Annotated in this window: 11 protein-coding genes; 6 read left to right on the top strand and 5 right to left on the bottom strand. The window is 67.4% G+C overall.

The features are described from left to right. The 3 genes from yidC to rsmG are packed head-to-tail and all read left to right on the top strand — an operon-like array spanning position 1 to position 2,217. Positions 1-1,062, top strand: coding sequence for a membrane protein insertase YidC (yidC, locus tag M3667_RS03735; protein WP_144830970.1), 1,062 nt, complete (start codon positions 1-3; stop codon positions 1,060-1,062). Positions 1,063-1,077: 15 nt separating this feature from the next. Beyond that, positions 1,078-1,581 carry a R3H domain-containing nucleic acid-binding protein gene (locus tag M3667_RS03730; protein WP_144830973.1) on the top strand — a complete coding sequence of 168 codons (504 nt, stop codon included), beginning with the start codon at positions 1,078-1,080 and terminating at the stop codon, positions 1,579-1,581. Between the two features lie 6 nt (positions 1,582-1,587). Further along, positions 1,588-2,217, top strand: coding sequence for a 16S rRNA (guanine(527)-N(7))-methyltransferase RsmG (rsmG, locus tag M3667_RS03725; RefSeq protein ID WP_251505127.1), 630 nt, complete (start codon positions 1,588-1,590; stop codon positions 2,215-2,217). Here rsmG and M3667_RS03720 read toward each other — a convergent pair. Then, the gene (locus M3667_RS03720) at positions 2,209-2,808 is read right to left on the bottom strand and encodes a TetR/AcrR family transcriptional regulator (protein WP_251505124.1); all 600 of its coding nucleotides are present in this window, start codon (positions 2,806-2,808) and stop codon (positions 2,209-2,211) included. The two genes, rsmG and M3667_RS03720, sit on opposite strands and share 9 nt — an antisense overlap. A gap of 3,876 nt (positions 2,809-6,684) precedes the next feature. Between M3667_RS03720 and M3667_RS03715 the strand changes: the two genes are divergently transcribed. The 3 genes from M3667_RS03715 (at position 6,685) to M3667_RS03705 (ending at position 9,009) form a co-directional block, all read left to right on the top strand. Next, on the top strand, positions 6,685-7,608 hold the full coding sequence (locus M3667_RS03715) for an AAA family ATPase (RefSeq protein ID WP_308196428.1): 924 nt from the start codon (positions 6,685-6,687) through the stop codon (positions 7,606-7,608). Further along, positions 7,608-8,579: a ParB/RepB/Spo0J family partition protein gene (locus tag M3667_RS03710; RefSeq protein WP_251505122.1), complete on the top strand. Its 972-nt coding sequence runs from the start codon at positions 7,608-7,610 to the stop codon at positions 8,577-8,579. Before M3667_RS03715 ends, M3667_RS03710 begins: the two co-directional genes overlap by 1 nt. 82 nt (positions 8,580-8,661) lie before the next feature. After that, entirely contained in the window at positions 8,662-9,009 is a 348-nt protein-coding gene (locus M3667_RS03705) for a tryptophan synthase subunit alpha (RefSeq protein WP_144830986.1), read from the top strand. Between the two features lie 122 nt (positions 9,010-9,131). Here M3667_RS03705 and trxA read toward each other — a convergent pair whose 3' ends face one another. The 4 genes from trxA to M3667_RS03685 form a co-directional block, all read right to left on the bottom strand. Beyond that, positions 9,132-9,455, bottom strand: a complete 324-nt coding sequence (gene trxA, locus M3667_RS03700; protein WP_144830990.1) for a thioredoxin — start codon at positions 9,453-9,455, stop codon at positions 9,132-9,134. 61 nt (positions 9,456-9,516) lie between these two features. Beyond that, positions 9,517-10,503 (bottom strand): thioredoxin-disulfide reductase, encoded by a 987-nt coding sequence (gene trxB / locus M3667_RS03695; protein WP_144830993.1) that lies wholly within the window; start codon positions 10,501-10,503, stop codon positions 9,517-9,519. Positions 10,504-10,590: 87 nt separating this feature from the next. Continuing rightward, positions 10,591-12,213: a murein biosynthesis integral membrane protein MurJ gene (gene murJ, locus M3667_RS03690; RefSeq protein ID WP_251505119.1), complete on the bottom strand. Its 1,623-nt coding sequence runs from the start codon at positions 12,211-12,213 to the stop codon at positions 10,591-10,593. Continuing rightward, positions 12,210-14,450 (bottom strand): DUF6049 family protein, encoded by a 2,241-nt coding sequence (locus M3667_RS03685; RefSeq protein ID WP_251505116.1) that lies wholly within the window; start codon positions 14,448-14,450, stop codon positions 12,210-12,212. The genes murJ and M3667_RS03685 overlap by 4 nt, the downstream gene beginning before the upstream one ends. Positions 14,451-14,548: the final 98 nt, after the last annotated feature.

Below are 14,548 nucleotides of genomic sequence, written 5' to 3'. Positions count from 1 at the left end.
GTGCAATTCGATCTCATTGGGACCATCCTCTGGCCACTGAAATGGATGGTCGAGCTCGTGCTGGTGGGCTGGCACGCGCTCTTCACCGCGGTCGGGCTCGCTCCCGCCGCCGGCCTTACGTGGGTGCTGTCCATCGTCGGACTCGTGCTCATCGTGCGTGCCGCCCTCATCCCGCTCTTCGTCAAGCAGATCAAGAGCCAGCGCAAGATGATGGAGATCGCTCCTGAACTGCGCAAGGTGCAGGAGAAGTACAAGGGCAAGCGCGACCAGCTCTCTCGCGAGGCGATGAGCCGCGAGACGATGGCCCTGTACAAGAAGCACGGCACGACGCCCGTCTCGAGCTGCCTTCCGCTGCTCGTGCAGATGCCCATCTTCTTTGCGCTGTTCAGCGTGCTCAACGACGTCTCCAAGCACGCCGCCGTCGGTCAGGGTGGTGTGGGTCTGCTCACGCCCGAACTGACGACGGAGTTCTACGACGCGCGTCTGTTCGACGTGGCATCCATGCACGTGAACCTCGTCACGGCGTGGGGCCAGTCCGACGGACAGGTCACCGTCGCGATCCTGCTGACGCTTGTCGTGCTCATGATCGCGTCGCAGTTCTTCACGCAGCTGCAGATCATCTCGAAGAACCTGTCGCCCGAGGCCAAGACCGGTCAGGCGTACCAGATGCAGAAGATCATGCTCTACATCCTGCCGCTGGCCTTCATCTTCTCGGGTGTCTTCTTCCCGCTCGGCGTCGTCATCTACTGGTTCGTCAGCAACCTCTGGACGATGGTGCAGCAGTTCGTCGTCATCCGCGAGATGCCCACTCCCGGCTCCGACGCCGCCAAGGCCCGCGAGGAGCGCCTGGCGCGCAAGGGCAAGGCGATCGACTCGTCGGGCAAGGTCGTGCCGATCGAGAAGTACGAGGCCGAGCAGCAGCGTCTGTTCGAAGAAGCCGAGAAGGCCCGTGCCACGCAGCCGAAGCGTCAGCAGCCGGTAGGCAAGCAGCGCGCCAAGAAGCAGCAGTCCGCCAAGAATCCCGGCACCGGTGGTGCGTCGGGCTCCTCCTCCCCCGCCTGACCCACGGAGATCACGATGACGACGTCCGATCAGATCGCCCCCGACCAGACCGCCGCCACCGAGGAGCAGCTCGAGCAAGAAGGCGACATCGCCGCCGATTACCTCGAGGGCCTGCTCGACATCGCCGACATCGACGGCGACCTGGCGCTCGACGTGCGCGCCGGCCGTGCCTACGTGTCGGTCGAGGCCGACGACGTGTCGGCGCTGTCGGCGCTGTCGCACCCCGACACCGTGCAGGCGTTGCAGGAACTGACGCGCCTCGCGGTGCAGAGCTCCACGGGACGCTTCTCGCGCCTGATCCTCGACATCGGCGGATCCCGCGACGCGCGACAGCGTCAGCTCGAGACGCTCGTCGACCGAGCGATCACGCGCCTCGAAGAGGGTGCCTCCCAGGCATCGCTGCCGGCGATGTCGAGCTACGAGCGCAAGCTGGTGCACGACATCGCGGCCGACCGGGGATACTCCTCCGAGTCGTTCGGCGAGGGTGCCGACCGGCACACCGTGCTGCGACGCGGCTGAGCGGGTATGGCGGAGCAACTCGAGACGGAGCCGGATGCCGCGGCGACGCTCTTCGGCGACCGGATCGACCTCGCGCGGCGGTTCGCCGAGAACCTCGCCGTCCATGGTGAGGAGCGTGGCCTCATCGGCCCGCTCGAGGTGCCCAGGCTGTGGACGCGCCACATCCTGAATAGCGCGATCGCCGCTCCGTTCTTCTCTGGCCGCGCGGTCGACGTGGGTTCGGGCGCCGGTTTGCCCGGGCTCGTTCTGGCCATCGCACGACCCGACGTCGAGTGGACGCTCATCGAGCCCATGGAGCGTCGCACGGCGTGGCTGACCGAGCAGGTGTCGGAGCTGGGGCTGACGAACGTCACCGTCGCCCGCATGCGGGGCGAGGAGTGGGCTGCGGGCCGGGTCTTCGACGTGGCGACGGCGCGCGCCGTGAGCGCTCTGCGGACGCTCCTGCCGTTCACCGCTCCCCTCGTGCGCCCGGGCGGTCGGCTGGTCTTCCTGAAGGGCGCCAACGTCGGCGCCGAGGTCGAGGCTGCGGCCAAGCAGGTGCGCAAATTCGGCCTGCAGGACGTGACGGTCGAGATCGTCGGCGAGGGTCTGCTCGACGAACCCACGCGAGTGTTCCTGGCCACGGTCTCACGCTGACGTCGGACTTTTCACTGTCCCCTCGCCGCGTGAGATCTGCGGAGCGTGCGGATCGAGGGTCTTGAGGAGCAGGCCGAACGCGTCGTCGGCACGGTCGACATCTGCGGTGGCGTCGATGTCGAGAATCAGACCCCGAAAGACGGCGAGCACGAGAGTCGCTGATTCCGCTCTATCGATCGTCGCGAGGCCGGCTTGGAGCGGTGGCAGCCAGTCGGTGGTGGCGCGGGCGCGAAGGCCCGGCCACAGCGCGGAGTCGTGCTGCTCGGTCAGCTGGTCGAACATGCGTAGGAACGGCCGCGCCTGGGGGCCGGTCATGGAGACCCACGCGCGCGCGAGCGTGGAGGTGTAACGCTCCCCCGGTACGACGCTGAACCTCGCTCCGAAGTACTCGAGGTGGCGTTGCCGCGCCCGGCGAAGAACGGCACGCAGAAGATCGTCTCGGGTGCCGAAGTGGTACAGCAACATCCGCGCCGACGTTCCCGTCGCGTCGACGAACGGCTGCAGGCGGTCCGGGAGACCGTGCTCCAGAGCGTGGTCGGTGCACTGGTCGAGGAGGTGTTCCGAGATGTCGGGTTGCTTCGGTCGTCCCACGCGTCCAGCCTTTCACGTAACAGTCAGTACGTCTATGAGACTGGGAGGATGGGCGTTCGCTCTTGATGGCATGGTGTTCGGCACGGAACGCGGGGGCGCAATCACGATGCGTTCGACCGATCATCGTTGTGCCGCAAGACGGCGTGAGTGCACACGGTAATCGGCCTGTTCGCGTCGAAGGGCGAATCAGCGCGTACCGAGTGGTGGTCCGTCGATGAACGAGAACTCTCTTCGGGCGGCGCCCACCGGCTCGACGATGCTCTGGTCGGCGGACACTCTTATGGCGGAACCGTCACGAGCGGAGGCCGGATGTCACCATATTGGGCGCGTCTCTTGGAGGTGACCTTTGTCCTCCTCGCCAAGCGTGTGAGGTGAAGGGACGTGTCAGAGAGCTCTGCCAAGGTCGGGCGGGCACGTGACGCGATCACGCTCGGGACGTGACGACGAGGGCTCGCGACGGAGCGCATCGCGCGCGACATGACACTCCCGGTCTCTGTCGGCGCAATGCATCGACTGTCACTTTAGTCCTCCGCTCTCTGGCACCGAGGTGACGCGGGCGGGACGGTTCGGCGTGGACTCCCCCACACTGTCTGTGGTGGGGAACGGAACGCACCTTCAGGTCGATAGCGAGGTCGTTCGGAGAGGTGAAGCCGATCCGTGAACCCCGCGACGGGGTACGGCCCGGACTCTTCGCGTCCGGGCGTCTCAGCCGCTCGGTTGGGAGGCCATTGCGAGACGAGCTGCCGCGAGCCGCCGAGAGAGGGTGCGGCGTCTGGGATGCGCCTCCCAGGAATGCCGTGTCAGGGCGTACACCGGTGCGGGTCTGTTTCACGTGAAACGTCGCGGCTCCGTGAAGCGCGCAAACGATTCGGGACCCTAGAGGCCCGTCCACCCATCTCGCTGGCCGTTCTGACTTCGATTCGGTCCGGTCGAGTTTCGAGCTCAGGGTGCCGACGTGGTGCTCCTGACCTCGGGCCGGGATTCTCGAGTCATTCCGGGAAGCGCGCATCGCATCTGCGATCACGCAACGTCGGTGCCGGCGGTCCTCCAATCTGGGCGGTCTGCGCCGATATTATGACGACCCACAGAGTGCCGCCCCTTTCTGCTGGTCACAGCGATGGACGCGGTCCTCGATGCTCCGCTTCCGAGGGCCATCGAGCGACGCAGCAACTTCGTCGAGACCACCTCTACACAGGCGCCTTCCTCGAGGCCGCCACGCCAGCGACCATGGTGGGGAGGACTGCAACGTTCTCCCCCGCTGTGCTCAGCAGCGTGTCGACCTGACCTGCGATGAGCTGGCCTTTGTGGTTCGGGTCGTTTGCAGAGGAGGCGGGAGAGCTGGCGGTCAACGCACTGTTAAGGGTGTGGCCCGATACGTCGGCCATACACCTGAGGTCGTTTCACGTGAAACATCCCCGTTAGGGTGATTCGCGTGCTCGGATCCGAGGGTCCGGCGCACGCATATCGGGTCGCTGAATGCGTGAGCGCGGGTGTGTGTGTAGTGGCGAGGAAGACCGTGCGTACCCGAGCTCTGTGGGCCATCGACTCGAGTTGGAGGCGTCTGGCGCACGTCGCGGTGTCCGTTTCCACTGAAAACCTCAACTCAGCAGGGCGGCGTCACGGCACCTGACGGGCCGCGCCTCGTGGAGTGGACCGCCCGGAACGAGCTTGCAAACGTGTGAACGGCGTCGACCCGCCGATCGCGTACCCAGTGTGGGGCTGAATGGCGCACGCCAACCCGGGAATGGGACGATCCCTGCATCGGACAGGTGACGGGGCCTTCTGATTCCGATCGCCGAGGGCATGTGGGTCGAGCAGGTGTCTGTCGCATCTGTTGGATCGAGTGCCCCGCTTTCACGACAGCGACGAGGCGACGGCTCGCTCTGTTTCTCGCAGATGCGATTCGCGGCCTTCCGCGAAGTGGGCTCCTCGCTCGGGAGCTTGTGCAGCCACTGACCACTCGGTGGCGGAGGTCGGTCCCCGCCGCGTTCAGGAATGGTGGACACGTGTGGCGGGCATCGGAAGCCACCCCCCGTGCCGTTGTTTCACGTGAAACACTCGCCTCCTGCCGCGCTGAGCCGATGCGGCGTCGGGGTCAACCCGTGAGCCGGTGCAGAGGACAACGCTGCGCGGTGGGGATCGGCAGGCGCCGCGAGATCTCGGACCTGTAAACGTGCGTAGCTCGCAGACAGGGAGCAGCGGGTCGTGACAATCGACCTCCGTCTCGCGCGTCGAGCAAGGGGGTGTGAACGACGATTGTTTCACGTGAAACATAGGGGCGAGAATTCATGCGGGCGGGAGTAACGGAGCGGGGTAATGCTCGTAGTCGGACTCCCTCCCTTGTCTACACTTGATCGGGACGGGCTTCGAGCAGGAGTGGAGCAGCGCCGGCGCTCATCGCTCCGGGCTCGACAACACCAGCATTTGGGGATCACCTGCCTTCAAGTGGCCTGTGGACCCACACTGGCCGTTTCACGTGAAACATCGTGAGAAGTCGATCACATCGAGCTGGCGTGAGGCAACCATGACCGACGGCCCGCGCTGTGAACGGTCGGACGTTCAGTGCGGGACTTCGCTGGATGCTCCGCCCGCCTTCGATGCCTTCTCGGCATGGAACCCACGTTGGGTGGCTGTGGCGCAGACCCGCAGGTCCGAGGGGATCCGATCGCACACCACGCTCGGATTGGGAGTGCCTGGTGCGTGTGGCCATCCGGATGAAGGGAGAGCCCACCGTCGGCGCTGAGCAGTCCGCAGACATGTCAGGGGAGGGGATGGATCGCGAAGGACTGAGTGATCCCGAGAGAAGGCCGAACACACCCACCGGCGTGTGCGAGCACTGCAGCGCGACGACACTGCGCGCCCTCGGAGTGAGCAAGGTCGGTTGCTCCCCCACAGTCGATGATGCGAAGGGGCATCTATCGAAGCGAGCGAAGAGACACCAAATTCGGTGCATCGCGCGCGAGCCCTCTCGCGCCCCTTTCGAAACGAAGCACACGAGTGTCGCGGATCAACAACAGCGCGTGCGGTCGTGGCCCTGGAGGGGTGGGTGAACACGCCGCGAATGCTGTATCGACCGCGTCGCAGCGCGAGCCAATCGGGTCGATGTTTCACGTGAAACACGAGCAGTACGTCAGTGATGAAGGAGCACACCCGGTCTGTACCTGTCTGGTGGTCCCGCTCCGCCGGTCCGGTTGTCGTGGAGGGGGTCGGGCACATCCGAGACATCCATGGGACTCGCACGACCGAGCCGGGGTGAGCCACTCCCCCACCGCGACCAGTAAACGGTGTGGGCGGCGGATCGGCAAGTACGCATGCGCGCCGCAGGGTGAGGGTTTGACCACCGAGGCGCCGCCGGCGGGGATCGAGAGGTGCCTGGACCACGAGAATGCGACGCAGGGCGGCCCGGCGCTCGAGTGCGGTGGCTTGGACGAGATCGGGAACCCGACGAAGGCCCCTCACATCTGCCAGACGTCGTCAACGACTGACCGCGCGCCGGCCGTATGAGCGGTGAGCGAGCGCTCTCGCACCACACCGGCTTCTCGATGTTGCCGTTCCGGGGTCACGACGCACCGACAGGCTTCCTACAATGGGCGTCGCTCTCGCACGCTTGTACCCGGCTCATTGTCTGAAGACGGTGGTGGCCACGCGGGCAGATAGGAGCAGCTCCTCCCCTGACGACCACGCGATCCACGGCTATGTTTCACGTGAAACATCAACCGCAAGCACCACAAGATCCCTCTCGTTGACAGGACACCCCGCCAGCGGCCCCGAACCCCGCGGATCTCGGCGTTTCGGTTCTCAATGCCACCGCCACCGCGGCAATGTCGGCGCCCGCGGGTAGACTGACCACGTTGGTGATGGGAAGGTGTGTTTCACGTGAAACAGTCCGATGAGGCAGCCACGCCGTCATCTTTCGAGGACTCCCCTATCGCCCGCGAGATCGCGAATCTCTCTGCGCGACGTCGGGCACTCGAGGAGGCAACGTCCAAGGTTGAGCTGTCGGGTCGGACCCGTGTGTTCACGGTGTCGAACCAGAAGGGTGGCGTCGGCAAGACGACCACCGCTGTTAACATCGCGGCGGCTCTCGTCTCGGTCGGAGCTCGCGTTCTCGTGATCGACCTCGACCCGCAGGGAAACGCTTCCACTGCCCTCGGGGTCGCCCACAATGCCGAGACGCCCAGCGTCTACGACGTGCTGATCGACGAGTTCCCTCTCAATGACATCGTGCAGGTGAGCCCGGAGTCGCCGAACCTGCTGTGCGCTCCCAGTACCATCCACCTCGCCGGAGCTGAGATCGAACTGGTGTCGCAGGTCGCGCGCGAGCACCGTCTGCGCGGGGCGCTCCGCGACTACCTGGCGATGGAAGACAACCACCTCGATTTCGTCATCATCGACTGCCCGCCGTCGTTGGGTCTTCTGACGATCAACGCCTTCACCGCTGCCGATGAAGTCATGATCCCGATCCAGTGCGAGTACTACGCGCTCGAGGGCTTGAGCCAGCTGCTCGGTAGTGTCCAGATGATCCAGAAGCACCTGAACCCGGGACTGCACGTGTCGACGATCCTGCTCACGATGTACGACGGACGTACACGACTCGCGCAGCAGGTGGCGGAAGAAGTGCGATCGCATTTCAGCCACGAGGTTCTCGACACGGTCATCCCCCGTTCTGTTCGCGTCTCTGAGGCGCCGAGCTTCGGGCAGACGGTCATCGCGTACGATGGCCAGTCAGCGGGCGCCATTGCCTACCGCGAAGCAGCGGTCGAGATCGTCGCCCGCGACACTAAGAAGAAGGAATCCTGATGGCGAAGAGGACCGGACTGGGCCGCGGTATCGGCGCTCTCATCCCCACGGCGGAACCCTCGGAGTCCCGACCCGTCGACGTGTTCTTCCCCGGAGCGAGCACGACGACGAAGGATCCGTCAGACTCCTCCCCCGCAGGTGACACCCCGGCCGACGATCTCGTCACGGTTCCCGGTGCACGCCTCGTGCACATCGACCCCCAGACGATCGTCCCCAACCCGCGACAGCCGCGCACCCACTTCGATGCCGATGACCTCGCGGAACTGGTCCACTCCGTTCGCGAGTTCGGTGTGCTCCAGCCCGTCGTCGTGCGTGACAAGAAGGACGGAACCTATGAGCTCATCATGGGTGAGCGTCGTACGCGAGCATCGCGGGAGGCGGGTCTCGAGACGATCCCCGCCGTCGTCCGAGACACAGACGACGAGTACCTCCTCCGTGACGCGCTGCTCGAGAACCTCCACCGGTCGCAACTGAACCCGCTCGAAGAAGCGTCGGCCTATCAGCAGCTGCTCGAAGACTTCGGAATCACCCAGGAGGAGCTCGCGACGCGCATCGGCCGATCGCGCCCCCAGATCAGCAACACGATCCGCCTGCTGAAGCTACCCGTCCCCGTGCAGCAGCGTGTGGCTGCCGGCGTGCTGAGCGCCGGGCACGCGCGTGCCATCCTCTCGCTTGACGACGCCAAAGAGATGCAGAAGCTCGCCGACAAGATCGTCAACGAAGATCTGTCGGTCCGGGCTGCGGAGGCGGCGGCGAAGATGCCGGGTGTCGCCCCCGTTCGTCAGAAGCCGCAGGCGGGCACGCGTCGCGCCGGCCTCGATCAGGTCGCCGAGCGACTCGGCGACCGGTTCGACACCAAGGTCCGAGTGTCGCTGAACGCCAAAAAAGGCCAGATCAGCATAGATTTCGCGAGCATCCAGGATCTGAACCGCATCCTCGGAGTGCTCGGTGAAGAGGGATACACGGGCTGACGGACCCATCGCCACCCGGCGTCACGCGGCGGGCGAACGCACCCCGGCCCGCGATGTCGGTGGGTCGACGTACGCTGAATGAGTGACAGCGAACGATGACAACCTGCGCCGTCGCGCCAGCCTCGAACTTCTGCGCGCGGAAGCGTCGGACGAACTGGCCGTACTGATCCACGAGCGCCTTCGCGGTGGCGAAGATCCGTGGGATTTCATGGAAGACCTGCCGAGCGTCGACGAACTCGTCGTCTTGACCCTCCGCGCCGAGAACATCGCCGAGAACGGCGGGGTCCGCCCGAATCGCTCCCGCAACTATCGTGTGCTCCGGCAGATCTCCCTCGACTATCCGCCCCTCACACGCGCTGTGTGGCGCATTCTGGGCGACGAAGAGCCGCACCGGCGTTGGGACGCCAGCGTGCGCCTCGACGCGTCGTAGAGGCCCACAGCATCGCCCCGCGCGATGCGCCGGGTTCCCGGCATCCGGAATCTCTCCCGCGGGAGGATGAAACAGCGAATCCCCCGGCACCGAAAGGCACCGGGGGATTCGAGGAGAGCAGGTCAGCCGAGGAAGGCTGCGAGGTCCTGCTCGAGGGCGTACTTCGGCTTGGCGCCGATGATGGTCGTCTTGACCTCACCACCCTGGAAGACCTTCATCGCGGGGATGGATGTGATCTGGTACTTCATGGCGAGATCGGGGTTCTCGTCGACGTTGAGCTTGAGGACGGTGATCTTGCCCGAGTTCTCGCTCTGGATTTCGTCGAGCACGGGTGCGACCATGCGACACGGTCCGCACCACTCAGCCCAGAAGTCCACGAGAACGGGTCCGTCGGCCTGCAGGACGTCCTGCTCGAAGGTCGCGGAGGTCGTCGCCTTGGCGGTCATGTGATTTCTCCTTAGATGAGATGTCAGTGTGTGAAAACGCAGGTGAAGGCGTTTTTGTTCCTCAGACCACGGCGGCGTCGGGAAGGCCCTCGATCGGGCTCTCGGCGACGGCGGGTTCGCCGGCCTCACCGCGGGCGGCGAGGAAGTGCTCCACATCGAGAGCCGCGACCGTGCCGCTGCCGGCGGCCGTGATGGCCTGGCGGTAGGTGGGGTCGATCACGTCACCGGCGGCGAAGACACCCTCGACCGACGTGCGCGACGAACGGCCGTCGACCCAGATCGTGCCCTGGTCGGTGAGCTGCAGCTTGTCGTGCACGAGGTGCGTGCGGGGGTCGTTGCCGATCGCGACGAACAGCCCGTCGAGGGGCAGCTCGCGCGTGGTGTCGTCGACGGTCGAACGCAGGCGCACGCCGTTGACGGCCTCGTCGCCCAGGATCTCGTCGACGGCGCTGTTCCAGATGAACTCGATCTTGGGGTTTGCGAAGGCGCGCTCCTGCATGATCTTCGAGGCGCGCAGCGAGTCCTTGCGGTGGATGATGTAGACCTTCGACGCGAACTTCGTGAGGAAGTTGGCCTCTTCCATCGCGGAGTCGCCGCCGCCGACCACGGCGATCGTGCGGTCGCGGAAGAAGAATCCGTCGCAGGTGGCGCACCACGACACGCCACGGCCCGAGAGGCGCTCCTCACCTTCGAGACCGAGCTTGCGGTAGGCGGAGCCGGTCGCGTAGATGACCGAGACGGCCTCTTCGACCTTTCCGCTGCCGAGGGTGATCTTCTTGACGGGGCCGTCGAGCTCGAGCGAGACGACGTCGTCGTAGAGCACCTGGGCGCCGAAGCGTTCGGCCTGGGCCTGCATCTTGGCCATGAGGTCGGGGCCCTGGATGCCGTCGGGGAAGCCGGGGAAGTTCTCGACCTCGGTGGTGTTCATGAGGTCGCCGCCGGCCTCGACGGAGCTCGCGACCACGAGGGGCTCGAGGTTGGCTCGGGCCGCGTAGATGGCGGCCGTGTAGCCGGCGGGGCCGGATCCGATGATGATGACGTGACGCACGGTAGCGCGTTCCCTTCGTTGATTCCGCCCGATGAAACCCATGCTAGCCCCGTGGTATTCCGCGTCCTCGGGGGTGGCGCGCGGGGGTCAGCGCTTGGGCAGGAAGCGCCGCCCGAGTGCGAGAGCCGGAGCGAGTTCCGGGGTGCGGAACACGGCCAGGATCCCGATGTACACGGCGAGCACGACCGAACCCACGAGCGCCGCGCCGAGGGCACCCGTGTAGATGGTGTCGGACACCCAACCGGTGGGTCCCCCGCACAGCAGCAGCACTCCCCAGCCAGCGCCCGCGGCGGGGATCGCCGCACCGATGAAGCGCAGGAGGGGCGGCATCCATTCGCCGATCCTGATCCCCCCGAGACGACGGTGCAGGATGATCGTCGCGATGATCACCTGGACGAGGCTCGACAGCGCCTGACCGAGCGCGACGGCGGCCGCGAGCTGCGCGAGGGGCACGAGGCCGGCCGACACGGCCCATCCCGCGGCGAGGGCGCTGAGGGCGACCAAGCACCCCTGCACGAGCGTGAAGAAGAACGGCGTGCGCGTGTCGTTGTAGGCGTAGAACGTCCGCTGGACCACGAACAGCACCGCCAGCGGCAGCAGACAGACCAAGAAGCACAGGAGTACGGGAGCGGCGGCGAGGGCTTCGGCCGAGCTGTTGGTGAAGATCCGCGTGGCGGGAACGGACGCGACCGCGAGGGCGGCGGTCGCGACGACGATGAAAAGACCCAGTACCCGGATGCTGCGGACGATGTCGGTCTTCACGTCGCCGTCGCGTCCGGCCGCGGCGTGCTCGCTCAGCTGCGTGAAGTACGGCGTCCCGATCGAGAGCACGATGATCGAGTACGGGAGCATGAAGACCAGCCACGCGTTCTGCGACGCGAGGATGGCCGGACCCGTCCCCGAGGCGCCCGAGAGCACTCGTGTCTGCACGATGCCGGCGAGCTGGCCCACGATGACCATCAGGAACGTCCAGCCCGCGAGGCGGCCGATGTGGCGCAGGCCCACGCCGCGCCAGTGGAAGTCGGGGCGCAGCTGCAGTCCGGCGCGCCGCCAGAACACCAGCAGCACGACGGTCTGCAGCACGATGCCGCCGGTGGCGACGCCGCCGAGCAGGCCGATCATCGTCGGGGTCCACTGGACCACGTCGGGGCTCGGCCCACCGAAGAGCAGCAGGAACAGGCCGAAACCGGCGATCGAGACGAGGTTGTTGACGATCGGCGCCCACGTGTACGGGCCGAAGACCTTCCGCGCGTTGAGGATCTCGCCGAGCAGGGCGTACAGGCCGTAGAAGAAGATCTGCGGGAGGCACCAGTACGCGAACGCCGTGGCGAGGGCGATCTGGTCGGGCTCGACCTTCGACGGGTCGATGTAGACCGTGACGATGAAGGGCGCGGCGACCATCGCGATCGCGGTCGCCGCGAGCAGGATCACCGTTCCGAGGGTGAAGAGCTTCGACACGAAGGCGCGACCGCCGTCGGCGTGGGCTGCGGCCTTGACGATCTGCGGCACGATCACGGCTGTCAGCACGCCCGTCGAGATGACCGTGTAGATGTTGTTCGGCAGCTGGTTGGCGAGTCCGAACGCGTCGCCCGCGGCGCTGCCGACCGAGCCGACGATCGCGACGAGCACGACGATGCGCAGGAGGCCGCTCACGCGGGACACGATCGTTCCCGCTCCGATCAGAACGCTCGCCCGTCCGATACTGCTCACGGGTGGGTCTCCTGCTCGGTGGGGTTCTGCGCGGGGGTGGGTGGGTCGAGGTCGTCGTCGGCGTCTTCGGCGGGACTGCGGCCGTCGGCATCCGGATCCTTCGCCCCGATCCCATCGACCGGAGCGTCGTCATCGGGGTCGCCCGCACCGGACTGTTCTTCCGCACGGGCCCGCCGGCGTCGCGCGACCGTGCGCACCACTCCGAGGGTCAAGAAGCCGACGATGAGCAGGATGATGACGATCAGCCCGATGCTCTCCCACTCGGCGCGCACCTCGACGTCGACCGCCTGGGGGGCGCCCACGGGTTCTCCGCTGGGGCTGTAGAGCTGGAAGTCGACGCTGACCTCGCCGTTGGCGATGCGGGCCTCGACGGGCACCTCGACGCGCGTGTTGGCCGATGCCTGCGCGTCGATGGTGGTGCGCTCCTGCACGCGCAGACGCGCGTCATTGGTGCGGACGGCCAGCACGACGGTGACGGGCCACGGCAGGTCATTGCGCACCCACGGACGCAGCGGGGCGCTGGAGGAGACCAGACGGAAGTCCGACGACAGGATGCCGACGGAGTCGAGCGTCGTGCTGGTCGCAGCGCGGTGGTCGGCCACGGCCTGGCGGGCGGGATCGCCCGTCCACGAGGAGCTCGTGACCTGCAGGACCTCGGCGCGCTCGCGTCCGGTGAGCAGTTCGGGCTGGTCGAGGATCGTCGCGAATCGGTCGATCGTCTGCTCATCACCGACCAGGTCGGCGACGTCGGTGACCCGCGCGGCGTCGACGGTCGGGGCGCCGAGCGAGATCTCGGATGCCGGGAGCGACGACACCTCGCGGAGGGTCGAGGCCGCGAACCCCGGGGCGGAGGTCGCGAGACCCAGGGTGGCGCGCAGGCTCACGCGCGAGCGGTCGGTGCCGCGGTCGAGCACGGCGAGGACGGGTTGACCGCCCGTGGTCGCCCGCGCGACGAAGAGGTAGCCCTGGGCGGCGGCGAGGGAGGCGCTGCGGCTCGTGGTGTCGTTCTGCCCGGCGGCGGCGGCGAGGGCCCGCGACACCTCGGCGTCGTAGACGGGCGTCGACACGCCACCGACGCTCGCGGCCGCCTGGCGGGCACCGCCGGTCACGCTCGACGAGGGCACGAGCACGTGCGCGGGCTGATCCGCGGTGGCGAGGGCGCCGAGGGAGGCCACGGTGTCGGCGCCCGCGGATCCCGTCACCGGCCAATACACGCCGGAGGTCGCCGAGCCGATGTCGAGGAGGGTCGACAGCGAGGGATACGAGGGCTGGCCGGGGGTCGAGCCGGGTGAGGGTTCCGGTGAGGACACCGCCGAGACCGCGGGCGCGGGTTGCGTGAAGTCGGCCGCGCTCATGTAGCCGAGCAGCGACGTCGGCTCGAGAGGGGCCGAGAGGCCGGCCCGCAGCTGAGCCGCCACGTCGGAATCGCCGAACTGCAGGGCGAAGCGGTCGTTCGGCAGCTGCAGCAGGCGCTGCAGCCACGACACGGCGGTGGGCGGAGCCGCCGAACCGAGCACGCGGATGGCGGCCGGGATCGCGGGATCGATCGCGAGGGTGGCCGTGGTGCCGTCGACCGCGTCGAGCTGGGCCGAGAGGGCTCCGTCGACGGCGGTCAGCTCGGCGAGCTCGTTGGCGGTGAGCAGGCCGCGCGTCATCGGGGCCGCCGTGATCGGCACCACGAGGGCGATGGGGGTCGCGGGGGCACCGTCGGCGGGGATCACCACGACGCTCGTCGCCCTGAGCGAGCCCGTGGTGACGAGCAGGGGGTACACGCCCGCGCCGAGACCGGCCAGGGCGGGGTCGGTTGCAGCGACCGACAGGGTGGTCGTGGCCTGCGAGCCGGAGGACGCGGCATCCATCGATCCGATCGCCACCTGCTGCACGCCGGCGCCGGAGGTGTCGCCGCCGAGCCAGCGGTCGAGGGAGGCGTCGTCACCGAGGGGCGTGCGACCGAGCGACAGCACGAGCGGGGCGACGGAGGTGTCGGATGAGCCGGCCGTGACGGTCACCACCACGGAGAGCGCTTCACCCGCCCGAAGCACGCCGTTACCGGCCGGAGCCGCGGCGATCGTCGCCGGGCTGGCGGACGCCGAGGGAGACGGCGTCGGCGTCGCGGCCGCGGCCGCGGAGGCCGGAACGGCCATTCCGACCGCGAGAGCGCCTGCCGCGAGGGTCGCCAGCAGCCGGCGCGTGAGGGAGCGCCGCGGCACGGGTGAGCCCGAGGGCTGGGAGGTCACGGTCATACGATCGTCGGTGGGACGAGGGGGCCTCGTACCGCCTGCGAGTCTAGGCCCGCCTCCCTTCGAGCCCCCCGATAGCCTCGCGCAGACGGTTG

It is taken from the genome of Microbacterium sp. P26 (assembly GCF_023712585.1).
GTDB classification, from domain to species: Bacteria; Actinomycetota; Actinomycetes; order Actinomycetales; family Microbacteriaceae; genus Microbacterium; species Microbacterium algihabitans_A.
Note: the sequence above shows the minus strand (reverse complement) of the source record. Positions and strands in the feature narration are given on the sequence as shown.